18 protein-coding genes are annotated in these 22,879 nt (G+C 62.0%); 11 read left to right on the top strand and 7 right to left on the bottom strand.

The window, feature by feature from the left end; all coding sequences use genetic code 11:
* The first annotated feature begins 12 nt into the window (after positions 1-12).
* Positions 13-2,370, top strand: a complete 2,358-nt coding sequence (locus tag I2E13_RS03970; protein ID WP_195404247.1) for an LPXTG cell wall anchor domain-containing protein — start codon at positions 13-15, stop codon at positions 2,368-2,370.
* 394 nt (positions 2,371-2,764) lie between these two features.
* Here the strand turns inward: I2E13_RS03970 and gltA are convergent, their stop codons facing one another.
* The 5 genes from gltA to glmU form a co-directional block, all read right to left on the bottom strand.
* A complete protein-coding gene (gene gltA / locus I2E13_RS03965) occupies positions 2,765-4,174 on the bottom strand; it encodes an NADPH-dependent glutamate synthase (RefSeq protein ID WP_117734771.1) in 1,410 nt (469 codons plus the stop codon).
* Positions 4,165-5,004 carry a sulfide/dihydroorotate dehydrogenase-like FAD/NAD-binding protein gene (locus I2E13_RS03960; RefSeq protein WP_006235793.1) on the bottom strand — a complete coding sequence of 280 codons (840 nt, stop codon included), beginning with the start codon at positions 5,002-5,004 and terminating at the stop codon, positions 4,165-4,167. The genes gltA and I2E13_RS03960 overlap by 10 nt, the downstream gene beginning before the upstream one ends.
* 377 nt (positions 5,005-5,381) lie before the next feature.
* Positions 5,382-6,011 carry an aminoacyl-tRNA hydrolase gene (pth, locus tag I2E13_RS03955; protein ID WP_195404246.1) on the bottom strand — a complete coding sequence of 210 codons (630 nt, stop codon included), beginning with the start codon at positions 6,009-6,011 and terminating at the stop codon, positions 5,382-5,384.
* Between the two features lie 225 nt (positions 6,012-6,236).
* The gene (locus tag I2E13_RS03950) at positions 6,237-7,223 is read right to left on the bottom strand and encodes a ribose-phosphate diphosphokinase (RefSeq protein WP_089573682.1); all 987 of its coding nucleotides are present in this window, start codon (positions 7,221-7,223) and stop codon (positions 6,237-6,239) included.
* Positions 7,224-7,415: 192 nt separating this feature from the next.
* Entirely contained in the window at positions 7,416-8,828 is a 1,413-nt protein-coding gene (gene glmU, locus I2E13_RS03945) for a bifunctional UDP-N-acetylglucosamine diphosphorylase/glucosamine-1-phosphate N-acetyltransferase GlmU (RefSeq protein ID WP_195404245.1), read from the bottom strand.
* Positions 8,829-9,027: 199 nt separating this feature from the next.
* Here glmU and I2E13_RS03940 point away from each other — a divergent pair, with 199 nt between their 5' ends.
* Both I2E13_RS03940 and I2E13_RS03935 read left to right on the top strand, forming a co-directional pair.
* Positions 9,028-9,915 carry an energy-coupling factor transporter transmembrane component T gene (locus I2E13_RS03940; protein ID WP_271817588.1) on the top strand — a complete coding sequence of 296 codons (888 nt, stop codon included), beginning with the start codon at positions 9,028-9,030 and terminating at the stop codon, positions 9,913-9,915.
* Positions 9,915-11,558: an ABC transporter ATP-binding protein gene (locus I2E13_RS03935; protein ID WP_195404243.1), complete on the top strand. Its 1,644-nt coding sequence runs from the start codon at positions 9,915-9,917 to the stop codon at positions 11,556-11,558. Before I2E13_RS03940 ends, I2E13_RS03935 begins: the two co-directional genes overlap by 1 nt.
* Before the next feature lie 24 nt (positions 11,559-11,582).
* On the opposite strand, the gene I2E13_RS03930 is transcribed toward I2E13_RS03935, so the two are convergent.
* The gene (locus I2E13_RS03930; RefSeq protein WP_195404242.1) at positions 11,583-12,365 is read right to left on the bottom strand and encodes a helix-turn-helix transcriptional regulator; all 783 of its coding nucleotides are present in this window, start codon (positions 12,363-12,365) and stop codon (positions 11,583-11,585) included.
* Between the two features lie 202 nt (positions 12,366-12,567).
* Between I2E13_RS03930 and I2E13_RS03925 the strand changes: the two genes are divergently transcribed.
* The 5 genes from I2E13_RS03925 (at position 12,568) to I2E13_RS03905 (ending at position 17,965) form a co-directional block, all read left to right on the top strand.
* Positions 12,568-13,779: an MFS transporter gene (locus tag I2E13_RS03925; RefSeq protein WP_157758014.1), complete on the top strand. Its 1,212-nt coding sequence runs from the start codon at positions 12,568-12,570 to the stop codon at positions 13,777-13,779.
* Between the two features lie 2 nt (positions 13,780-13,781).
* Positions 13,782-15,428 (top strand): amidohydrolase, encoded by a 1,647-nt coding sequence (locus I2E13_RS03920; protein ID WP_195404241.1) that lies wholly within the window; start codon positions 13,782-13,784, stop codon positions 15,426-15,428.
* 14 nt (positions 15,429-15,442) lie between these two features.
* Positions 15,443-16,624: an MFS transporter gene (locus I2E13_RS03915; protein ID WP_195404240.1), complete on the top strand. Its 1,182-nt coding sequence runs from the start codon at positions 15,443-15,445 to the stop codon at positions 16,622-16,624.
* Positions 16,625-16,679: 55 nt separating this feature from the next.
* Complete coding sequence (locus I2E13_RS03910; protein ID WP_147579400.1) at positions 16,680-17,141, top strand: hypothetical protein; 462 nt, start codon at positions 16,680-16,682, stop codon at positions 17,139-17,141.
* A gap of 125 nt (positions 17,142-17,266) precedes the next feature.
* A complete protein-coding gene (locus I2E13_RS03905) occupies positions 17,267-17,965 on the top strand; it encodes a DUF6580 family putative transport protein (protein ID WP_229057813.1) in 699 nt (232 codons plus the stop codon).
* 535 nt (positions 17,966-18,500) lie between these two features.
* On the opposite strand, the gene I2E13_RS03900 is transcribed toward I2E13_RS03905, so the two are convergent.
* Positions 18,501-19,319 carry an exodeoxyribonuclease III gene (locus tag I2E13_RS03900; protein ID WP_195404239.1) on the bottom strand — a complete coding sequence of 273 codons (819 nt, stop codon included), beginning with the start codon at positions 19,317-19,319 and terminating at the stop codon, positions 18,501-18,503.
* A gap of 135 nt (positions 19,320-19,454) precedes the next feature.
* Here I2E13_RS03900 and I2E13_RS03895 point away from each other — a divergent pair, with 135 nt between their 5' ends.
* From I2E13_RS03895 to I2E13_RS03885, 3 genes are all read left to right on the top strand, one after another.
* A complete protein-coding gene (locus I2E13_RS03895) occupies positions 19,455-20,207 on the top strand; it encodes an NAD-dependent protein deacylase (protein ID WP_195404238.1) in 753 nt (250 codons plus the stop codon).
* Between the two features lie 95 nt (positions 20,208-20,302).
* Entirely contained in the window at positions 20,303-22,045 is a 1,743-nt protein-coding gene (gene folP, locus I2E13_RS03890; RefSeq protein ID WP_195404237.1) for a dihydropteroate synthase, read from the top strand.
* On the top strand, positions 22,046-22,747 hold the full coding sequence (locus I2E13_RS03885) for a hypothetical protein (protein WP_195404236.1): 702 nt from the start codon (positions 22,046-22,048) through the stop codon (positions 22,745-22,747).
* Positions 22,748-22,879 lie beyond the last annotated feature (132 nt).

Raw genomic sequence — 22,879 nt, 5'->3', positions numbered from 1 at the left:
AAGGAGGCCGTTATGAACGGAAGCCACTTTGATAAGCAAACTCAGCGTGAGCGTACCTGCTCGCTGGTTCACGGTACCTGGCGTTGTGTGGGTGCCAAAATCGCGTGCGTCGGCGCGTGTGCGCTTATGGTCGGCCAGCTGCTGCTGCCGAGCGTGGCGCTGGCGAACGAATGCGCCGATCCCGCCGCTGGGACGGACGAGGTTGCCGCGGCTCCGGTGACGCCGGCGGTTGCGGAGGATGCGGCTGCGACGACCGCACCAGCTGCTTCGACCGCGCCTGCAACCGATGCTGCCCCGACGGTACAAACCGTCGCTGAACCTCAGCAGACGACTCCGGCTGGCACCGCCGATGAATCTAGCGATGCGGCACCCGCTGAGCAAAACACTCTCAGCGATAACGCCGCCACGCCGGCGAATGACGCCATCATGCCCTGCGGTGTGACCGATGTTGTTGGCGGCAGCGGCGTTAGGGTCAATATTACGGTGCGGAACAATTACACCGACATCAAGAAAGAAGAAACGATTGAGTATGTGAAGGGGATTGCCCTTGTAGATGGAGACCAGTCTGCTCTCGATGGTAGCGCTTTGACTTTTATCGGCCTGGGGGACTTGATCGTCCATGCGGCGTATGACAGTGCGAGCAATAAAACAACGCTTACCCTGGATATCAGCAAGATTCAGAGACAGAAGGAGGAACAGAAGTACTTTACGGAGTACAAGGAGAATAAGTCCAAGATGACGACCACCTATGATGGATCCAAGCTTACGTATACGGGTACAGAGCCCGGGAATATCATCATCGGTGATCCGGACGACGCCTTTAAAGGAGACACCGAGGCGACCGGGAAACCCACTATTAACGAGATCCGGGATGACTACTACACCCGCACCCATGTCTACGAGAGGGCGTGCCTTGTTATCCCGGCAGCGGAATCAGAATCGGAATCCATCTCCTTTGCCAATGTTCAGAATACGAACTTCAATTGGCAGCTGGATACTGGTCCGCAGGCGACGGCAGGTGTCCCTAACTACGATGCAGATAAATACGAAATCGCTTATGAATGCTGGCAGGAATTTGAAAACAACGAACCCGTTGCTGCCTGGTATTCCGATAACGGCTCACATGGTTCCCTGCCGACTATTACAAAGTTTAAAAGCGGGAAAGAGTACGTGTATTCTCTTATGCTGAAGCCAAAAGACGGATATTCCTTCAGCGATGAAACCGTTGTTACCGTAAACGGGGAAACCGTAAAGTCGAGTCTAAGCGGAGAATTCCTGTATGTCCCTGCTATTAAAACAATTACGATGCCTGCTTCGTCGGAAAACGAAGCTCTTGAGAATCTAAACGTCAACGATGTGAAAACCGACTACGCGCCCGGCGAGGCGCCGCGTGCGACCGCGACGATTCCTGCCGCCGATGCCGATAAGTATGAGATCGCCTATGAGTGCTGGGAAGAGATGGATGGCAGCGATCCTGCGGAGCTCAAGCCCGTTGCCTTCTGGTATTCCGACCCCGCAAAGTACACGCCGGGCATGAAGAAGATTGACCACTTCGAGGAGGACAAGTTCTACATGTACTCCGTTGAGCTGAGGCTCAAGGGCGACAATACCGTGGCCGATGACTGCATGATGTACGTCAACGGTCATTGGGCGCACCACATCAAGACCGTCAACGGCGTCTTCGCGCCAAACGCTGACAATATGCTGTGCGAGCAGCCGATCGACGAATGGCGGGCCATCGACGTTATCGAGATCAACGGCGCCACGACCACCTTCAAGGCGGGCGATAAGCCGGTCTTTACGGCGAACGTTCCGACGGGTTCCAACTCCCTTCCTCAGTGTGAGTTCTGGACGGGCAGCGATGGCAGCGAAGTGAACTCTCAGAAGTTCTGGGATCAGAACATCACGAATCACATCGACGCCTTTAAGCCCGGCGTGACCTATCGCTACGGTATCTACCTCAAGTCCGCGCGCGGCTTCTACTTTACGCCCGACACCAAGCTGGTGATCAACGGCCAGGAGTGCGGCTACCAGGTCGCGGATAGCGTATCCGATGAGGACAGCGGCTGGATCTACACCCTGTGGCTCAACACCGATCTGACCTTTACGCCCGAAGCCACGCCGACTCCCGACCCGCAGCCTACGCCGGATTCCAAGCCGACGCCGCAGCCTGGGGTGAAGCCCGCGGCCAAGCCGGCTACGACAACCGCCACGATCAAGACGGTTGAGAAAACCACGCAGGCCAAGAAGGGCGCTGCTGTCCTGGCTACCACGGGGGATACCACCGCGATGACGGTCGCCGCCCTAGGCATCGCCGGCGCAACCGTAGCCGCGGCCGGCATCGCCGCGACCAAGCGTCGCAAGCGTTAGGTTTTGGTGACGGCGCCCATCCTCGGCTTTTGCGAGATTTCGATCTGTAACACCTGGCTGCCCAAAACGGCCCTAGATGTTACAGATTTAGATGAACCGAATGGCCGCCAACCTAACGTCTCGATCTGTAACATGTAGCGAGGAATTTGGCCTCTAACTGTTACAGATTGAGACAAAGCGGGTGCGGCTGGAGCAATATCTCGATCTGTAACAACTACAAGGCTCAACGGGCTCCAGGTGTTACAGATCGAGACAAAACGACCGGCCAGGCCCCCAACCACCACAAAGGTGCCTGTCCCCATCGTGGTGGTTTGGGCGGTCGGCATAGAAAAAGTCCCCGCCGGGCGCGTGCTCGACGGGGACTTTGCCGTTGAATGGCTAGCTCTGTAGGTGATTACTCGCCCAGCAGGCTCTTGGTGATGGAAGCGGCGGCCTTCTTGCCGGCGCCCATCGCCAGAATGACCGTAGCGGCACCGGTGACGATGTCGCCGCCGGCCCAGATGCGGGGATCGGTGGTCTGGCCGGTCTCCTCGTCGGCAACGATGTAGCCCCACTTGTTGAGCTCCATCTTGCCACCGATCTTGGCAGCGAAGGGGTTGGCGTTGGTGCCGATGGCGCTAATCGCGACGTCGCAGGGGATCTCCTCGATGGCGCCCTCGATGGCAACCGGACGACGGCGGCCGGACTCGTCGGGCTCGCCAAGCTCCATCTTCTGGACCTTGACGGCGCACACGGAGCCGTCCTCGCCAGCGACAAACTCGAGCGGGGAAACGAGCGGCAGGACCTCGACGCCCTCGGCCTTAGCGTGGTGCAGCTCGGCGCGACGGCAGGGCATCTCGTCCTCGGTACGACGGTAGGCGATGATGGCGTGCTCGGCGCCCAGGCGCTTGGCGGTACGGACGGCGTCCATAGCCACGTTGCCGCCACCAAAGACGACGACGTTCTTGCCGTGCTTGGTGGGGGTGTCGTACTCGGGGAACTTGTTGGCCTTCATCAGGTTCACGCGGGTGAGGTACTCGTTCGCGAAGAAGACGTTGGGCAGGTTCTCGCCGGGGACGTTGAGGAACTTGGGCAGGCCGGCGCCGGTCGCCACGTAGATGGCGTCGAAGCCCTGCTCGAACAGCTCCTCGGCCGTGGCCATGTTGCCCACGACGGAGTTGTACTCAAACTTAACGCCCATGTCCTCCAGGCCGTCAATCTCGCGCTTGACGACTGCCTTGGGCAGACGGAACTCGGGGATGCCGTAGACCAGCACGCCGCCGCCGGTGAAGAAAGCCTCGAAGACGGTGACGTCAAAGCCGTTACGGGCGAGCTCGCCGGCGCAGGTGATGCCGGACGGGCCGGAACCGACGACGGCGACCTTCTTGCCGTTCTTGGGGGCCATCTTGGGCGTGGAGGCGAGCTCGGGGCGGTCACCCAGGAAGCGCTCGAGCTGGCCGATGGCCACGGGCTCGGACTTCTTGCCGCGGATGCACTTGCCCTCGCACTGGTTCTCCTGCGGGCAGACGCGGCCGCAGATGGCGGGAAGCATGGAGTCCTCGCGGATGGTATCGAGAGCGCCGCCGAAGTCCTTCTCGCGGATCTGCTCGATAAAGCGGGGGATGTTGATGTTGACGGGGCAGCCCTCAACACAGAACGGCTTCTTGCAGTTGAGGCAGCGCTCGGCCTCGGCCAGCGCCATCTCCTCGGTGAAGCCCTTGTCGACGGGGCGGAAGTCGCAGGCGCGCTCGGCAGCCGGCTCCTCGTTATCGGGGGTGCGGGGCGACTTCATATCGGCAACGAAACGACCGTTAACTAGTGGCATGCGCAGCTCTTTTCCTCATAGGCCTTGAGGGACTCGCCCTCTTCGGAACGGTAAGCGGCCTGGCGGGCACGAAGGTCATCCCAGTCAACCAGGGTGGCATCGAAGTCGGGGCCGTCGACGCAAGCGAACTTGGTCACGCCGCCCACCTCGACGCGGCAGCAGCCGCACATACCGGTGCCGTCAACCATGATGGGGTTGAGCGACGCGGTGATGGGGGTGTCGTACTTCTGGGCGGTGAGGGTCGAGAACTTCATCATCGGAACGGGGCCGACGCAGAAGACCTGGCTCACGGCCTTGTCCTGCAGCAGGCGCTCCAGCGGAGCGGTGACAACGCCCTGCTCGCCGTAGGAGCCGTCGTCAGTGGTGATGTGGATGTGGTCCTCGTCGAGGAGCTCGCGGAACTGGTCCTCCATGAGCAGGAGGTCCTTGGTGCGGGCGCCCATGATGGCGTGTACCTCGTGGCCGGTCTCGACCAGGTGCTTGGCGACCGGGAAGGCAATTGCCAGGCCGACGCCGCCGCCAATGACGGCGCAGGGGCCCTCGGCCATCTCGGTGGGAACGCCCAGCGGGCCCACGACGTCGCGCAGCGACTCGCCGGCCTCGTAGGTGGACAGCATCTCGGTGGTCTTGCCGATCACCATGAAGATGAACTCGACCCAGCCCTCGTCACCGTTCCAGCCGGCCAGGGTAAACGGGACGCGCTCGCCCGTCTCGTTGGCGCGAACCATGAGGAACTGTCCAGCGTGCGCATGCTTGGCGATTGCGGGCGCCTCGATGCGGAACTTGAACACCTTCTCCGAGAACTGCGTCTTCTCCAGGATCTTATACATAGAACCCCTCTCTTGTTAGGGCCGCCGAACCGTGCCTCCACGGAAATGGACGGTAGCCCGAGTAAAACCGTACGCGCACAGGCGTTGTGCAGACATACGGTGCAAATTATACCCTCATGGACATGCTGTTTACGTGTGTCTTCGGCGGTTGGGAAAAGGGTTTATCCACTTCGACCTACCAAATAGGGACAGGTTTATTTTGGTCGGTTTTATCAGGTAAAACGGCAAAGGGGGCCGGCCTCGGGTTGTGATGAGGCCGGCCCCCTTTGGGGTGTTATGCGTGTATGGCGGCGGGGGGGGGTCTATTGCGATGCGGCCACCGGGGCGTTTCCGCAGATAAAACCTGCCAAAATAAACCTGTCCCTAAACGGTAGGTTTTAGTGCTTGCCGTTGGCGGAGGCGGCGCCGTTGACGTGGTCGCGGGCATAGATCACGCCGTGCACGATGGCCAGGCCGGCGGCGTCGGCGGCGCGGGCGCAGGTGTCCTGGAAGTCATCGGCCTCGCGGGCGCGCAGCTGTTTGAGCACATAGTCGGCCACGGGCATTTTGCCGGGAGGGTTGCCGATGCCGGTGCGGATGCGGCTAAAGTCGCGGCTACCCATCTTGTCGATGATGGAGCGCAGGCCGTTGTGACCGGCATGGCCTCCGCCCACCTTGACGCGCACGTCACCGGCGGGAATGTCGAGCTCGTCGTGGATGACGAGCAGCTCCTCGGCCTTGATCTTGTACTCGCGGCAGAGCTTGGAGATGGGTCCGCCCGAGGTGTTCATGTACGACTGCGGCTTGACCAGTACAATCTGGCGCTTACCGCCCTCTTCCTCGGGATCGTTGATGTTGATGAGCGCGACCTCGGCGCCGGCCTGGTTTTTCCAGTACGTGACGCCGGCCTGACGGGCCAGCTCGTCAATCGCCTTAAAGCCGGCGTTGTGGCGGGTTTCGGCATATTCCTCGCCCGGGTTGCCAAGCCCGGCAACCATGCGAATCTTAAGCGGCTGTGCAGCTGCCATATTTGTCCTTCCGTTACACATAAAAGTTTAATCAACGACAAAGGCTACCACGCCCGCCGAAGGCGAGACTTCGTTTCAGCGAAATCCCACCAGACAAAAGCGCGGCCGCGGCAGAGCGAGCCGTCGGAACAGAAGAAACCCCCGCGCGACCTTTGCGAAGCAAGGGGGAGCGCGGGGGTTTCTTCTGTTCCGACGGCGAAGCGCCGGGTTGCAAGGACGATGCGATTACAGCGCGAAGTCGCCGCCGACGAGCGTGGAGACGGGCTCCTCGTGGTAAACGGCGGAGATGGCCTGAGCGAACTCCTCGGCGACCGAGATAGTCTTGATCTTGCCGCCGACCTCGACGGGGATGGCGTCGGTGACGACGCACTCGACGATGGGGGCGTCGTTCAGACGCTCGATGGCCGGACCGGAGAAGATGCCGTGGGTGGCGCAGACGTAGATGTCGCCGGCGCCCATAGCCTTGAGCTCCTTGACGTTGGCGCACAGGGTGCCAGCAGTGTCGATCATGTCGTCGTTGATGATGCAGGTCTTGCCCTTGATGTCACCGATGATGCCCATGACCTCGGCGGCGTTGTGGCGCGGACGGCCCTTGTGGGCGATGGCCAGGTCGCAGCCGAGCATGTCGGACAGCTTCTTGGCGGCCTTGGCGCGACCCACGTCGGGGGAGACGACAACCAGGTTGTCGGTGTCGAAGTGCATGTCGTTGTAGTACTGGCCAAACAGCGGCAGTGCGGACAGGTGGTTAACCGGGATATCGAAGAAGCCCTGGATCTGGCCCTGGTGCAGGTCGAGGGTGATGATGCGGTTGACGCCGGCACGCTCGAGCAGGTTGGCGACGAGGCGGGCGGTGATGGGCTCGCGCGGGCCGGCCTTGCGGTCCTGGCGGGCATAGCCGTAGTGGGTGATGACGGCGGTGATGGAGCGGGCGGATGCACGCTTGGCAGCGTCGGTGGCGATGAGCAGCTCCATGAGCATGTCGTTGACGTTGCCGCCGGCCACGGACTGAATCAGGAAGACGTCGGCGCCGCGGACGGTCTCGTCGTAGCGGGCGTAAATCTCACCATTGGCGAACTGCTTTAGCGTAAGGCCCGAAAGCTCGACCCCAAGGTACTCAGCAATCTTCTGAGCGAGGGGACGGTTGGAGGAACCGGAATACACGCGGATGGACTTGCGCATATTCTCCGACTTCTCGGGATCATTAATCGGCATTACCCTTCTCCTTTATACATCGAATGCCATATAGATGCCTTGTTGCATTGTAACCGCGCGGCGGGGTTTATCGGGTCCTGATAACGTCTTTACCGCCAACGGACACGAACCGACCACTCATCCGGTTGCGCAGGTCACGATAGAAAAAGGAGCCGCCCCCATGGAGCAGCTCCTTTTGTGCTTGGTAAAACGTTATACCTCGTCGTCCTCGTGCAGGCGGCGGCGGTAATCGGCGGCCCAGCCCTCAATATTTACCTGACGGGCGCGGCCCAGACCAAGTGCGTCGGCCGGGACCGGCTCGGTGATGACGGAGCCGGCGGCCACGAGCGCGCCGTCGCCGATCTGGGCGGGCGCGACCATCATGGTGTCGGAGCCGATGAAGGCATCCTTGCCGATGACGGTCTTGTGCTTGTGAACGCCGTCGTAGTTGCAGGTGATGGAGCCCGCGCCCACGTTGACGCCGGAGCCCATGGTGGTGTCGCCGATGTAGGACAGGTGCGGCACCTTGGAGCCCTCGCCGATCGTGGACTTCTTGATCTCCACGTGCGTGCCGGCCTTGGAGCCGTCGAGCATGTGGGTGCCCGGGCGCAGGTAGGCGCGCGGGCCGCAGTCGACGCCGTTCTCGATGACGGCCTCGATGGCGATGGTCTCATCGATGGTGCAGCCGCTGCCGACGGTGGTGTCGGTGAGGCGGCTGTTGGGACCGAGCTGGCACTCCTCGCCCACGGTGACGTGGCCGATCAGGTGCGTCTGCGGCCACACGACGGTATCGCGGCCGATAACGGCATCGGGGCCGATCCAGGCCTGCGTGGGGTCGATGAAGGTAACGCCCTCGGCCATCCAGTGCTCGTTGATGCGGTCGCGCGCGATGGCGGTGAGCTGTGCGAGCTGGATGCGGCTGTTGACGCCCAGGCCGTCGCGGTAGTCGTCGCAGTGGAAGATGGAGACAGCCTGGCCGTGGCCTTTGAGGATCTCGAGCATGTCGGGCAGGTAGTACTCGGATTGCGCGTTGTCGTTGCCGATCTCGTTAATGTGGGCGGCGAGCTGCGCGCCGTCAAAGGCGTAGCAGCCGGCGTTGCACTCCAGCAGCGTGGCGGCCTGCTCGGGCGTGCAGTCCTTCTGCTCGATGATGCGCTCGATCTGACCGTCGGCGCCCAGCTTGATGCGGCCGTAGCCGAAAGGATCGGGCGGGGTCATGGTCATGACGGTGCAGGCGAGCTCGCCGGTGGCGACGGTTTGCGCGAACTTGGCGACGGTGTCGGCGGTGATGAGCGGCAGGTCGCCGTTGAGCACCACGACGGGGCCTTGCGTGATGCCACAGGCCTCGAGCGCGACCTTCACGGCGTGACCGGTGCCCAGACGCTCGGTCTGCTCGACGCACTCGACCTTGGTGGCGCTGCTGGCGTAGGCGCCGTCGATGAGGGCGCGCATCTCGTCGGCGTGGCTGCCGATGACAACCACGACGCGGCTGCAGCCGGCCTTGATGGTAGCGTCGACGATCCACTGGACCATGGGCTTACCCAGGATCTTGTGCGAAACCTTGCAGTGGTTCGACTTCATGCGGGTGCCCTCGCCGGCAGCGAGGATAATTGCGGTTGCGTCCATGTGATCTCCTGTTACGTTATAGAGACGTGTGTTTGGAAACGATACACGGCGCAATATGATACCGCAGGCATATGACGAGCGCGTAACGATTGGTTTGCGGCGGTTGAGGCTTGCGCCGCCGGCGTGGCGTTTGCACTGCGTACGTGCGGCGTTGGCGGTGCTGCGGAGCTGTTGTTTGAGCGAGGGGACGGGGGTGCCCGTGGACAACATACGAGAGGAGTTTGGCGGCGAGCCCGTCGCGGCATTCTCGATGTCGCATCCGGCTGTGCCGGCACTCTATATAGTGCTGACGCTGGGGCTCACTATGTTCTCGATGCAGCCGGTACTGATTGCGCTGTCACTTGCGGGCGGGCTGGCGTATGGATTTGCGACGCGTGGGGCTGCCCGCACGCTGGGCGCACTCCGCTGGCAGCTGCCGGTGATTTTGATCGTCGCGGTGCTCAATCCGCTGTTTAGCGCCTCGGGCTCGACGGAGCTGTTCCGTATTGGCATGCGCGCGGTGTATCTGGAGAGCATGGTATACGGCCTGTGCATGGGCGGGCTGTTTGTGGCGAGCGTGCTGTGGTTTGAGGCGGCGGCGTCGATGCTCGAATACGACAAGGTGCTCGCGCTGCTGGGCAATGCCGCACCGGTGATTGCGCTCATGATCTCGATGTGCATGAGGCTTATCCCGCAGTTTTTGCGCCGCGGTCGTACGGTGTTGGCGGTGCAGGATGCGATTGATGTGCCGGGCCGCGCGCCGGCCGACCCCGTGCGCTCGCGCTTGCGGGCGTCGAGCGTGTTGATGGGCTGGGGCATGGAAGATTCGCTGGAGCGTGCGGACGCGATGCGCTCGCGCGGGTGGGGTGCCGCGACGCGTCGTACGACGTATGCGCGGTATCGACTGGGGTGCAGCGACGTTGCCGCGCTGGTCGGGCTCGCGCTGCTTGGTGCTGCCGCGGTGGCGGTGGCGTGGACCGCGACGACGCAGTATTCGTTTTACCCGCAGCTTTCGGTGCCGGCGCCGTGGCCTGGCTATATTGTGTACGCGGCTTGGATGGTGTTGCCCTGTGTGCTGCACGCGATTGACGAGAAGAGGTTTGGCTGATGACCCGGTTGGATAACTGCTCGGTAACGGGCGGGGCGTGCGGCTCCGATGTGCCTGCGATTGAGGTGCGGGGCCTGAGCTTTACCTACCCCGGGGCTGAGGCGCCGGTACTCGACGAGCTCGACTGGTCTGTTCCCCAAGGTGCGTTTGCACTGCTGGTTGGTGGTACTGGGTCGGGCAAATCGACGCTACTCTCGCTGCTCAAGCCCGAGATCGCTCCGGCGGGCGAGCGCACTGGTGATGCGCGCGTGCTGGGCGAGAACGTTGCCGACATGGACGTGCGGGCATCGGCGGAGCGCGTGGGCTATGTGTTCCAGGATCCCGAGAACCAGATCGTGTGCGAAACCGTGTGGCACGAGATGGCGTTTGGCCTGGAAAATCTGGGTATGTCGCGCGACGAGATGCGCCGTCGCGTAGCCGAGACCAGCTATTTCTTTGGGCTGGAGGATTGGCTCCACCGCGATACCGATACACTTTCGGGCGGACGCAAGCAGCTGCTGTCGTTGGCGGCCGTGCTGGCCTTGCGCCCGCGCGTGCTGCTGCTCGACGAGCCCACGTCCCAGCTCGATCCTGTTGCCGAGAAAAATTTTCTGCACGCGCTGTTTCGCGTGAACCGCGAGCTGGGTTGCACGGTTGTTGTGGCAACGCACCAGCCGCGCCCGATGCTCGAATATGCGACGTGCGCGTATCGGATTGAGGGCGGCCGCGTGCGCGAGGTGGCGGATATGGCTTCTTTGGGACGCCGAGAATCGCTGTTTTCCGATGACATGTTGGGGTGGGGTGCCATCCGATGTGCAAAAACAGGAGTATTCAGCAGGCGTGAGGACAGTTTGGGCTCTCTGGAGTCGCCCGTGGACGCATCGAGCGCGAAAAAAAGTTCGGAATTGGACAAATCGTCCGAATTTGTGGCGCAAACGTCGCTCAAGAACGGCTCGGAAGCCTTCCCGCGCACGGATGGAAGCAGAATACTCCAAAAAATGCACGCTGGGTCGGCTACCACCCTGGCAGGGAGCTGGTTTCGCTACGATCGCGCAGGCGGTTGGGTGCTGCGCGGGCTCGATGCGTCGTTTTCGGCTGGCGCGGTGCATGCGGTTGTTGGCGGTAACGGCTGCGGCAAGTCGACAATGCTTTCGGTGCTGGCGAAGACCGCCAAGCTGCAGCGCGGCCGCATGATGCGCGGAGCGGCCTCGGCGGCGCTGCTGCCTCAGAATCCCAAAGCATTGCTGGTTGCCGAGACGGTGCGCGACGAGCTGATGGAATGGGCTTCGACCTGCGGGTACGGCGAGGATATGGCGCGGGAGCGCGCGGTGAGTCTGGGGCTCGCGGGCTTAGGGGAACGCCACCCCTATGACCTTTCGGGCGGACAGCGCCAACTGCTTGCGTTGGCAAAGCTACTGCTAATCGGCCCCGAACTGCTATTGCTCGATGAGCCCACCAAGGGTCTGGACCTGGCCAGCCGCCGCATCATCGCCCGCGCCCTGCGCGACCATGCGCGGGCTGGCGGCACCGTCATCATGGCAACGCACGACCTGGATTTTGCCGAGCAGGTTGCCGATGACATTGCCATGATGTTTGATGGCGAGATCGCCTGCATGGAGCCGCCGACCGACTTCTTTGCCGACAACGTGTTTTATAGGGCGTGAGCGGGTTCGCGGGCGAGAACGGTCTTACTGCTTGAGCGCCGTGTACTGCTGAAGGAGCGCCATGAGCCCAACGCGGCTGTTGACCTGTGTTTTTCGAAAGATGTTCTCCAGATGCTTTTTAACGGTGCCAGTGCTGATGGAGAGCTCTTCGGCGATGGCCGCGTTGTCCATGCCCGATAACACGCAACGACACACATCGATTTCGCGCGCCGAGACATCGTAGTCATGGGCGAACACCACCTCGGATGAGCTGCGGTCGGCCCGGACGCGCCATTTGGATAGGCGATTGGTAAGGTGGGGCTCGACCAGCTCCAGAATCTGGACTTCGCGGTCGGTGAAGTCGCCTTCCTCTTTTTTGCGATTGAGATTGAGCGATCCCAAAAAGCCCTCATCGTTAAAGAAACTCACGTTGACGACATGACGGCCGCCAAGGTAGTCCTTCATATAGCTACTCTCGATATCGCCGGGGCTGAGCTGGTCGGATTCGCGCAGCACCGTCGAGCGCGTGAGGTTGCGATGCGCGACGATCATATCCTGTTGCCAGTACTCTTCGGTGTAGCGCTCGAGCATCCCGGCGGGGACGTCGATGCCGAGCGGGTCGAGAAAGACGCGCGTCTTCCATTCCTGCGGGGTGGAAACGAGGTCTTTGGAAAGATCGCTCAGGAAAAACGCTGCCGACTCGTAGGGGATAAGAAAACGCAACTTCTTGAGGATGGTCGACCGGAATTCTCGGTCGTTGTCGATGGAATTAATCGAAAGCACAAGATCGTTTAAGCAGAGCCACTCGGAATCGGACAGAAAGCTCAAGATGACCTCCGATGAAATTGCGTAGGGTTTAAGCTGGCGTTTTAGCTATTTAGCGTAGTGATACTACTCCTTTTTTTTCGCATGATGATAAGCCGGATGCCGAATGGTTTCGGTGAAGGGTCAATCGCAAAATGTGGGCACCGAAGAGCCAGGGCCCGGCTCTCCAAGCTGTCTGAATACTCGACTAACCAAAGGAGTCATCATGGAAGAGAAGCTTCCTTCATGGCGCTGGGCGATCGTTTCGGTCGTTTGCTTGCTGTGCTTTATGGCTAACTACATGCAGTACCAGGTCTCGGCGCTCGCCGTCGAGGTCATGCCGATGCTCAACATCGATACCGTCGGCTTCTCGATGCTGTTCCTCGTCCCCATGCTTACTGCTGTCTTCTTCTCGATTCCGCTGGGCGCCCTCGGTGACCGCATCGGTTCCAAGAAGGTCGTTGCGGTCTGCACCGCAATTTCGGTTGCCGGCGGCTTCCTCCGCTGCTTTACGCTCGACTCGTTCACGATGCAGATGGTGTCGATGTTCCTGATCGGCATGGGCATCTCGGCGCTCAACGCCAACCTCATCAAGGTGCTCGGCACGTGGTTCCGCGAGCAGACCGGCTTTGCCATGGGCTTGTTCTACGCCGCTTCGTGCGTCGCCATCGTCGTCGCCCAGATCTGCGCCGGCATGTTCGGCAGCGTTTTCAACTCCTACATGGTTGCCGCTGTCGCCATGACCATCTCCTGGGTCCTTTGGATCGTACTCGACCGTGACGTGCCCGAGGGTCAGCCGCTTCCCGAGCCCGAGCCCGTGCTCGACTACCTCAAGGTCGCCATCAAGAGCCCCGGCGTGTGGCTGATCTCCATCGGCGTTGGCTTTGGCCTCGCCTCCACCACTGCCTATGCCGGCTTCCTGCCCCAGGCGCTCCAGCTCGGCAAGGGCATCGATGCCGCTACCGCCGGCTTCATGGCCGCCATCGTCACCGTCGGCAGCTTCTTCGGCTGCATCGTGGGACCTGCTTTCTGCGACAAGCTTGGCAAGTTCAAGGGCTTCCTCATCGTCACCACGCTCATCGGCGCTGTCTCGATGTTCGTGACGTGGTACACCCCCGTCGGCTTCCTGCTGTGGGCGATCCTGGTCACCAACGGCTTCTTCACCGCCATCAACGGTCCGATCATGCAGTCCATGCCGGTTCTGCTCCCCGAGATCGGCGACACGTACGCCGGTTCCGCTGGCGGCATCGTTGGCACCATCTCCCTGCTCATGAGCTACTTCCTGCCCATCGGCATCTCCGCTGTCGCCGGCGCCGACTACACCATGAACATGGGCCTCGAGAGCCTCTGCTTCCTGCTTTCCGTGGTGCCGGTCTTCTTCCTGCCCGAGCTCGGCCGCAAGGCTATGCAGGCTGCCGCCGCTAAGGACGGCGAGTAATCATGGAGGCGGTGGTTCCTGCCGACATCGTCATTAAGACGACGGCGCTGTTTACGGCCGAGGAGCTTGAGCCCCATGCGGGATGCGTCGCGGTTCGCGGCAACGAGATCGTCGCCGTGGGCGCACCCGACAAGGTGCAGCCGTTTGTCGGTCCCGATACCGAGGTGATCGATGCGGGCAACAAGCTGGTCATGCCCGGATTCAACGATTCGCACATGCACTTTGCGCTCGGCTCCATCCAGAAAGACGAGGACTTCTGCTGCGATTTGATGTTCTTGCCGAGCGAGCAGGCCTGCGTCGATGCCGTGGCGAAGTTTGCCGCCGAGCACCCCGACAACCCGTGGATCTACGGCCAGGGCTGGTATTCGCCCGCATGGGAGGATCCGACTGATCCCGACTGCCGTAGCCTCGATGCACTCGACATCGATCGCCCGATTGTGCTTTCGGACTTTTCGATGCACGTGGTTTGGTGCAATACCGCCGCGCTCAAAGCGGTCGGCATCGACCGTAACACCCCGACGCCCGAGGGCGGCCTCATCCGCCACTTTGACAACGGCGAGCCCAACGGTTTTCTGTCCGAGCCCCAGGCGACGAACATTCTGCTCGATGTGGTGCTCAACAAGCCGGACCTCGATGCTTCGCTGCTCAAGTCGATGCGCAAGTTTAACAGGCTCGGCATCACTTCGATCGGCGACATGCATCCCCTGGGCGTGACTACGCCCGGCGTGTACGACATTTACGACCGACTGGCAAACGAGGACCTCAGCACGCTGCGCATTAGCTATTACTCTGCGCTCGATGCTCCCATGGCGGAGTCGCAGGCTCTGAGGGCGCGCCATCATGGCGAGCGCGTGCGCATGGCGGGCCTTAAGTACATCCTGGACGGCTGCCCCGAGGCCTATACGGCATACATGCACGAGCCGTATCTCAACGCCCCCATGGGCAAGGGCTTCCGCGGCGAGCCGGCGTGCAACCAAGAGACGCTCGACCACATGGTGCTCGAGGCCGATAAGAACGGCTTTGACGTTCGCATCCATGCCATTGGCGATGCCTCGGCCACGATGATCATCGATGCCGTCGAGCGCGCCGAGGAGGCGTGCGGCGACAAGGGGACGCGTTTTGCCATCGAGCACACCGACAACCTGCAGTTTGAGGACATTGCGCGTATGAAGCGCCTGGGCATCAACGCCGCGATTCAGCCGCAGCATCCCATTGGAGGCCTTGGGCAGGGCGTGTACGAGGGCTCGCTCGGCGAGGAGCGCATGAGCCATATGTGGCGCTACCGGGAGGAGGCCGACGGCGGAATCCATCTGGGCCTTGGTACCGACTGGCCTGCGGTCATGTCGATCGATCCCATCGACACCGTATATGCCGCGGTGACGCGCAGCGAGTTCGATGGGCATCCGGCGGAAGGCTATTTCCGCGAGAACGCGCTGACGCTTGGCGAGACGCTCCAGGCGCATACGCTCGGCTCCGCCTATGTCGAGGGTTTCGAGCGCCGTCTGGGCAGTCTTGCCGCCGGCAAGCTGGCCGACATCGTTATCCTGTCGGGTAACCCGTTTGAGATGGACCCGATGGCGCTTCGTGAGCTGGAGGTCGAGACGACCATATTCGATGGGCGTATTGTCTATCGCAAGGACGAGGCATAGTTAGGGTGATTGATGTGAGCAAAGGGACGGTCGAGAAGTACGCGTTGCTGTTTGTGGTGTGCGGCGTCGTGTTTGCCGCCAACTACGCGCAGTACCAGGTGTCGGGGTTGGCGCACATGGTTGTGTCGAGCCTGCGGTTGTCGTCTGCCGAGTTTTCGGCTGTCCTGTTTGCCCCGTTTATTCCTGCCGTGGTGTTTGGTATGCCGGCAGGCGTTTGTGCCGATCGTCGCGGCGTGAAGGCGCTCGTGTTTTTCGCATCGGCGGTTTCTGCGGCCGCGGCGGCCGCGCGCGTCGCGTGTTCCTCGTTTGCGACGCTGTTTGCAGCGAGCATGCTGCTGGGCGCGGCGCCCTGCGTCATCAACGCCATTGCGTTGAAGGTGTTGGGACCTGCTTTTGGCGATGACACCGATCGCGCCATGGGGTGGTTTTATGCGGCGGGCTCCGCCGGCATTGCCTGCTCGCTTGCGACGTCTCCTCTCTTTGCGGCGGCTGGGCAGGCATACGTGCTCGCCGCTGTCTTGTTTGCGGTATTTGGGCTGCTGTGGCTGCTTGTCGCGCCGTCGGCGGACGCCGTGCGTGCAGCAAGCGATGGCGGCGCCGGTGACTCCGTGCCGATGGCGGGCGCTTTTGGAACGGTGGCCAAGATGCCGATGATTTGGCTTGTGGCGGTGCTACTTGGAGTCGCCCTCGCGTCGGCTACGGCGTACTCCGGTTATTTGGTATCGGCGCTCGAGGTTTCGATCGAGCCGCAAACCGCTGGAGTCCTGGCTTCGTTTGTAACCCTCGGATCGATTGTCGGGAGCGTGGTCGGCCCCTATATGCGCGCGCAGTTTAAGGACTACCGTGCATTTATGGCTTTGTCGGCGGTCGCCGGAGGCGTGCTCATGTGGGCTGGGGAAGCCTTTATTTCCACGTCTTCGATAGGGCTGATGTTTGCGATCGGCATCGCGAGCGCCGTTGCCGGGCCCGTCGTCCAGTCGCTGCCGTACATGCTTCCCGGCGTGCGCGATGGCCTTGCGGGAAGCGCCGGCGGTGTGGTGAGTACCGTCTCGCTGGGATTGACGTTTTTGATTCCCGTGGTGCTTTCTTGCTGCATTGGCGAGAGCTACGAAACGCTCCTTTTGGGATGCGCCGTTCTGTTTGGCGCCACGGCGCTGGCGTCTCCGCTTCTGCCCTCGCCCGATTCGCTTACGTAGTGCCACGCCCCCGTTTGTTCGATGCCGGTTGGCACAATACTAGGAGTTGATTTACTTGACGTTGAAAAAGAGCACCGTCGTGACGATCCTCAATGGCATCGTCAACCCCCTGCTCATGTGTTCGTTTTTGCCGATTATCGAGGGAAAAGCCGCACTCGATTTTCAAGGCGTCACGGGCTTTTGGGGACAGCTTGCCCTAGCCATTGCCATTGCGCAAATTGTGAGCTTTATGCCGCTCTTTGGTAAAACCGTCGGCATGTGCGTCGAGTTTTTTGGCTTTGAGCCAGGTACTCCCGGCGCGCGTGTCTGCGGAACCGTTGTGGGCGCTACGCTGCTCTTTTGCCTTATCGGACTGTTTGAGATTGCTTTTCAGACGGGCTTTGGCGTGGTCAATGGCATGCCTTATTTTTCGCGCTGGGCACGTCTTGTGACGGGTGGCTGGGCGTTTGTTGTTGTGGGCGGCTTGCTGTTTGACCCCTTTGCCGCGGCGCTTGCCGCTAAGGTGACGGGCGAATAGAGCTTGGTGCCGCTTGTGCAGCGGGTATAACAGACGAATGGCTGTCGGGGCCGACCGGGGGACTGGTCGGCTTCTTTTTTTGCGCGTGCTACCATGTACGGGCATTTGTCTGATGGAGGCTGCCGTTGTCGCGTGCGTTGCAACATATGGAGATCCCGCTGCTGCTGGCAGTTCCTGCGGTGATGGCTGCAACGTTGCTGGCGGGCATTGAGCAGGCGGCGCTTGCCATGCTTGTCGTGGTGGCACTGGTGCTTGCGCTGTTCTTTGCGGGTTACGAGGCGTCGCGCCCGGGCCTGCGCCAGATTATGCCCACGCTGGTGTTGGCGGCGTTGGCCGCGGCAGGGCGCATCTTGTTCGGTCCCATTCCCGACTTTAAACCGGTGAGTGCCATCGCCATTATCGCGGGGGCGACGCTTGGTCGCCGCAATGGTTTTATGGTTGGCGCGCTGGCGGCGCTGACCAGCAATTTCTTTTTTGGACAGGGCATGTGGACGCCGTGGCAGATGTATGCCTGGGGCCTGGTTGGCTATGTCGGCGGCGCGCTGGCGCATGCGGGTGCGTTCGACCGCGCCGACGGCACCGTGCGCATGCCAGCACTGCTGGCGTACGGCTTTGCGTCGGGCCTGCTCTATGGCGTCGTGATCAACGCGTATGACATCATTGGTTTTGTACAGCCGCTTACTTGGGCGGGTGCCGTGGCGCGTCTTGCCACGGCGGTGCCGTTCGATATTACGCACGGCCTTGCGACCTGCGTGTTTTTGGCCGCCTTGTACAAGCCTTGGTGCCGTCGCATTAACCGTGTCGTCGTGAAATACGGGCTGTAGGGCTGGTTGCGTCGGGGCGGGAATCAATACTGCTTCGGTGCCATTTTAAAACTATGCCGGTTTACGGGGCTAGATTGGCGCAGGCAGACCATGCCGGCTTTTTTGAAATAGAGCAAGCCGTTCACCTGCGGTTTTATTATCTCGGAATTGCGTATGGTTGGGGGTTCGCGATTCAGCCCCGTAAACCGGCATAGTTTTGGAATGGCCGGCTGATATGACGGGCATCGTGGCCCTCAGAGAGCCAAATTGATCCATTTTCTTCCGTCCCCAGATGTCCCCAGGGAATCAGTTGACGGCGCTTGCCACGAAACTGGCCCATCTACTACGTTTAGCTTGATACCCCCGACCATGACCGCGTTTTATGAAAAACCGCAGGCTTTCTACCTGCGGTTTTCTTTTTGCGTTGTTCGCTGTGGTTGAGGGTGGTGGCTTAAACGTAGTAGATGGGCGTGTTTCGTGGCGGATGGGTCATGCGGATACCCTCACGAGGCCCAAAATGATCCGTTTTCCTCCGTCCCCAGGGGATCAGTTGGGGCTAGAGCTCTAGCGTGAGGGTGACGGGGCAGTGGTCGCTGCCAAAGATGTCGCCGCGGATGCCGGTGTCGCGTACGTTGTCGGCGATTGCGTCGCTTACCAGGAAGTAGTCGATGCGCCAGCCTGCGTTGTTCTTGCGGGCATTAAAGCGATAGCTCCACCAGCTGTAGACGCCCTCGACGTCGGGGTTTGCCGTGCGCCAGGTATCGGTAAAGCCGGCGTTGAGTAGCTCGGTGAACTTGCCGCGTTCTTCGTCCGAAAAGCCCGCGTTGCCGCGGTTGGACTTGGGGTTCTTAAGGTCGATCTCCTCGTGCGCCACGTTAAAGTCGCCGCAGGTCACGACGGGTTTGCCGGTCTCGCGCTCGAGTGCGTTCAAAAAGCCGCGGTAAGCATCGTCCCAGGCCATGCGCACGTCGATGCGGGCGAGTTCATTTTGGGCGTTGGGCGTATAGACGTCGACAAACCAAAACTTGTCGAACTCGAGCGCGCAGACGCGGCCCTCGGTTACGGCTTGGGCGACGAGTGCGGCCGCCTCGCCCTCGCCGGCGTAGGGTAGCAGCGCGTCGGCGCGCAGCACGCGCAGCGGTTCCTGGCGGCTAAAGACCGCAGTGCCCGAATAGCCTTTACGCTCGGCGTAGCTCCAGGTTTGGTGATAGCCGGGCAGGTCAATATCGACCTGGCCTTCTTGCAGCTTGGTCTCTTGCAGCGCCAGGATATCGACGTCGAGTTCTTGCGCGATCTGGATAAAGCTCGGGTCCTTTTTTAGCACGGCGCGCAGGCCGTTGACGTTCCACGAGGCGAAAGTGTAAGTCTGAGGCATGGTGTCCTTTCGACGGGGTTGGCAGGCTTAAGATTAGCGCAACAGGGGCGGGGCGGGCTCCGCGCATGCTGACTTAAAGGCCGCATGCTGGGACGTCGCCCAACGCTGCCCGACTAACAAGGACGGAGGACTCATATGACGCAGGCAATATCGGACCCCAGGCAGGCCTCCGCCGCGCTGGCGGAGCTGTTCAATACCCACGAGCGCGTGGTGTTCTTTGGCGGCGCTGGTGTTTCCACGGCAAGCGGCATTCCCGATTTTCGCAGCGTGGACGGCCTGTATCACCAGCAGTTTGCCTATCCGCCCGAGACCATGCTGTCGCACAGCTTTTACGAGACACATCCGGCGGAGTTCTTCGACTTTTACCGAACCAAGATGATCGCGCTTAACGCTAAGCCCAACCGCTGCCACACCAAGCTGACCGAACTGGAGCGAGCCGGCAAGCTTGACGCCGTGGTGACGCAAAACATCGACGGCTTGCATCAGATGGCGGGCTCGCAGCGCGTGTTTGAGTTGCACGGATCGGTCCATCGCAACATTTGCCAGTCATGCGGAGCGGTCTATAGCGCCGAGTGGATTTGCTCGCGCGAGCACGAGGACGCCGCGGGCGTGCCCGTGTGCCCCGCGTGCGGTGGTCGCATCAAGCCCGATGTGGTGCTCTACGAAGAGCCGCTCGACGAGCATGTGTTGACCGGTGCCGTTGTCGCCATCGCCGCGGCCGATGCCCTCATTGTAGGCGGGACCTCGCTCGTGGTGTATCCGGCGGCGGGCCTTACACGCTACTTTACCGGCGATACACTGGCCATATGCAACCTTGCCCCCACCGATCAGGATGCAAATGCCGACCTGCTGATTTCTTGCGACATCGCGGCCGCGTTTGCGTTCTAGCCCGCGCGCGCGGATACAATAGAAAGACTGAGTGCAAAGCGACCCCGCCGCCAGCTCCCCAAGCTCGGCGGCGTGGGCATTTTAGGAGGATGTTCATGGCGAACGACAGCAAGACATGGCGGTGCGGAAAGTACGAGCTCAGCTTTGACCGTCCGCGCATCATGGGCGTCCTCAACGTGACGCCCGATTCGTTTAGCGATGGCGGGGAGCACTTCGACCCGGATGCCGCGATCGAGTATGGCCTGACGATGCTCGACGCCGGCGCCGACATCATCGACGTAGGCGGCGAGTCCACGCGCCCTGGTTTTACCCCGGTCAATCCCGACGAGGAGGCTCGCCGCGTGCTGCCCGTGGTGCGCGCGCTGGCCAAGGAGGGCGCCATCGTCTCGATCGACACGCGTCACGTGGCGGTTGCCAAGGCGGCCGTGCGCTGCGGCGCCTCGATCGTCAACGACGTGACCGGCTTCACCGACCCCAAGATGGTCGAGTTTGTTAAGACGAGCACCTGCGGCGTCATCGTGATGCATGCCGGCGAGGTCGCCGCGCCCGCGCGCACGCACGCAACGGTGCAGCTCGATACCTCGGCAGCGGCGTTTGTTGCCGAGAAGGCGCGCGAGGCGGCTGCCGAGGCCGCGCGTGAGGCCGAGAAGCCGGCTCGCCGCCGTCGCGGCAAGTTGCTGGGCGAGTCTAAGCCGGAGGCCAAGCTTCCGGGTGGCGTGGTGCAGCCCTCGTTGCCGTTTGGTGAACCGGAGCCCACGTCTGAGCCCGCAAGCGAGCAGGAGGCGCCCGCCGCCGAGCAGGCTACTGCCGCCGAGACCGTCGCGCCCGCGCCCGAGGCCGCGCCCGCAGCCACCGAGGCCGCATCGGAGCCCAATGACCACCTGGCCGCCATGATGCGCCGCAGCGCCCGCCGCGAGGAAGCCTACGTGCCCACCTCGCAGCTCCGCCGCTTCACCCTGCCCGATTCGGCGCCCATCATGCGCCGCGTCATGGGCTTTCTGTCCGACCAGGCCCGCGCGCTCATCCACGCCGGCGTGTCGCGCGACCGCATCTGCATCGATCCCGGTCCGGGCTTTGGCAAGACGGCCAACGAGGACATCGTCATCCAGCGCGAGACTGCCAAGATGGCGTCACTGGGCTATCCGCTCATGTGCGCCGTATCGCGCAAGCGCTTTGTGGGCGCCGTCTCGGGCGTGACCGAGGCCGCCGAGCGCGATGCCGCTACGTTTGGCGTGTGCCTGGGCGCCATCCAGGCCGGTGCCAACATCGTGCGCGTGCACGACGCCGCGGGTTTTGCGCAGTTCCTGAACGGCTACTGGGCGGTTGCCAAGCCGCAGCCGCGCCGCGCGTTTGTGGCCGTGGGCTCCAACCTGGGGCATCGCTGCGACAACATCCGCGCCGCACGCGACATGATCGCCGAGATTCCACTCACCTGCGTGTCCAACTCCTCCAAGATCTACGAGAGCGAGCCGGCCTACGAGACACGCCAGGACGCGTTTGCCAACGCCGTCATCGAGATTAAGACCGAGCTGGCGCCGTTGGTGCTGCTCGACGAGCTCATGAAGATCGAGGCCGAGCTGGGTCGCGACCGCTCCAAAAAGGCCAAGGCCAACGGTCCGCGCACCATCGACTTGGACCTGCTGTGGATGGACGGCGAGACCCACGGCGGCAAAAAGCTGCGCCTGCCGCATCCGCTGATCGGCGAGCGTGACTTTGTGCTGGTGCCGCTCGAGGATCTGATGCACGACCCGGCGCGGTTCTTCCGCTACAACGGCGTCGAGGTCAAGGAGCCCGAGGACCGCGTGGGCCATATCGTGGGCGAATTGGGGCGTATGTAGATGATCGAGATGAATGCTGTTGCCGCTGGCACCGAGCTCGACGCGGCGCGCGACGCGGGCCGCGAGGGCGTGTCCGCGGGCTGGTGCGCGTGGAGCGTGGGCGATGCTTCGCTGACGTTTTCGCTGGTCGTGCGTCCCGATGTGAACATGCACGCCTTCCACGGCCTGCCGTTTGTGGCCGCGATGGGCATGATGGACGCGCTCGTGGGCACGGCTTCGACGCCGGGGTTGGGCCTTGCCGGTAAAGTTGGTATCCAGTGGCCGAGCGATATCGTGTGCGGTGCGCCTGCGTTTGAGACGTCGCTCGCGCGTGTTGCCGTGAACGGCGGTGCCGGTGCTGCGGGCATGTTTGCCGCGGTGACGGTTGATATTGAGCGTGCGGCGCTGGGTGAGCTTGGCGTGGATATGGCAGATGAGGCGCTGATCGAGGCATTGGCCGCCGCTGTGCTGACCCGCGTTGACGCCTGGGCGGTTGCCGCCAACACGCCGCAGGGCGCTGCCGGCCCGCTGGCTCCGGTGCTGGGTGAGTACTTCGATATGGTGCCACTGCTGGGTCGTCAGGTCGCGGCGGTGTCGCCCAGCGGCTTGCCGCTTGCGGTCGGTGTGTTTGCGGGCCTGGACATCTGGGGCCGCGCGACCATCAAGACCGATGCCGGCGAGCAGGAGTTTCCGCCCGAGGCCGTACGGATTCGCGGACTGTAACGCGAGGCGCCCGCGCTCAAAGATAGCGATGACAACAAGACCCTCCTCGGCTGTGTGAACTGCCTCCCATTTCTTGGACATGAGAAATGGGAGGCTTTCTTTATGCGCGTTGATTTGAGAGTGAAGCATGAT

It is taken from the genome of Collinsella aerofaciens (assembly GCF_015554145.1).
In the GTDB taxonomy this organism is placed as follows: Bacteria; Actinomycetota; Coriobacteriia; order Coriobacteriales; family Coriobacteriaceae; genus Collinsella; species Collinsella aerofaciens_AA.
The sequence above is the reverse complement of the archived record's forward strand: the minus strand, read 5'-3'. Positions and strand labels throughout refer to the sequence as shown.

What these genes read in the sequence shown, in the direction of transcription:
- I2E13_RS03970 (WP_195404247.1), top strand. Translation starts at nt 13, where the DNA reads ATGAACGGAAGCCACTTTGATAAGCAAACTCAGCGTGAGCGTACCTGC.
- gltA (WP_117734771.1), bottom strand. Translation starts at nt 4,174, where the DNA reads ATGCCACTAGTTAACGGTCGTTTCGTTGCCGATATGAAGTCGCCCCGC.
- I2E13_RS03960 (WP_006235793.1), bottom strand. Translation starts at nt 5,004, where the DNA reads ATGTATAAGATCCTGGAGAAGACGCAGTTCTCGGAGAAGGTGTTCAAG.
- pth (WP_195404246.1), bottom strand. Translation starts at nt 6,011, where the DNA reads ATGGCAGCTGCACAGCCGCTTAAGATTCGCATGGTTGCCGGGCTTGGC.
- I2E13_RS03950 (WP_089573682.1), bottom strand. Translation starts at nt 7,223, where the DNA reads ATGCCGATTAATGATCCCGAGAAGTCGGAGAATATGCGCAAGTCCATC.
- glmU (WP_195404245.1), bottom strand. Translation starts at nt 8,828, where the DNA reads ATGGACGCAACCGCAATTATCCTCGCTGCCGGCGAGGGCACCCGCATG.
- I2E13_RS03935 (WP_195404243.1), top strand. Translation starts at nt 9,915, where the DNA reads ATGACCCGGTTGGATAACTGCTCGGTAACGGGCGGGGCGTGCGGCTCC.
- I2E13_RS03925 (WP_157758014.1), top strand. Translation starts at nt 12,568, where the DNA reads ATGGAAGAGAAGCTTCCTTCATGGCGCTGGGCGATCGTTTCGGTCGTT.
- I2E13_RS03920 (WP_195404241.1), top strand. Translation starts at nt 13,782, where the DNA reads ATGGAGGCGGTGGTTCCTGCCGACATCGTCATTAAGACGACGGCGCTG.
- I2E13_RS03900 (WP_195404239.1), bottom strand. Translation starts at nt 19,319, where the DNA reads ATGCCTCAGACTTACACTTTCGCCTCGTGGAACGTCAACGGCCTGCGC.
- I2E13_RS03895 (WP_195404238.1), top strand. Translation starts at nt 19,455, where the DNA reads ATGACGCAGGCAATATCGGACCCCAGGCAGGCCTCCGCCGCGCTGGCG.
- folP (WP_195404237.1), top strand. Translation starts at nt 20,303, where the DNA reads ATGGCGAACGACAGCAAGACATGGCGGTGCGGAAAGTACGAGCTCAGC.
- I2E13_RS03885 (WP_195404236.1), top strand. Translation starts at nt 22,046, where the DNA reads ATGATCGAGATGAATGCTGTTGCCGCTGGCACCGAGCTCGACGCGGCG.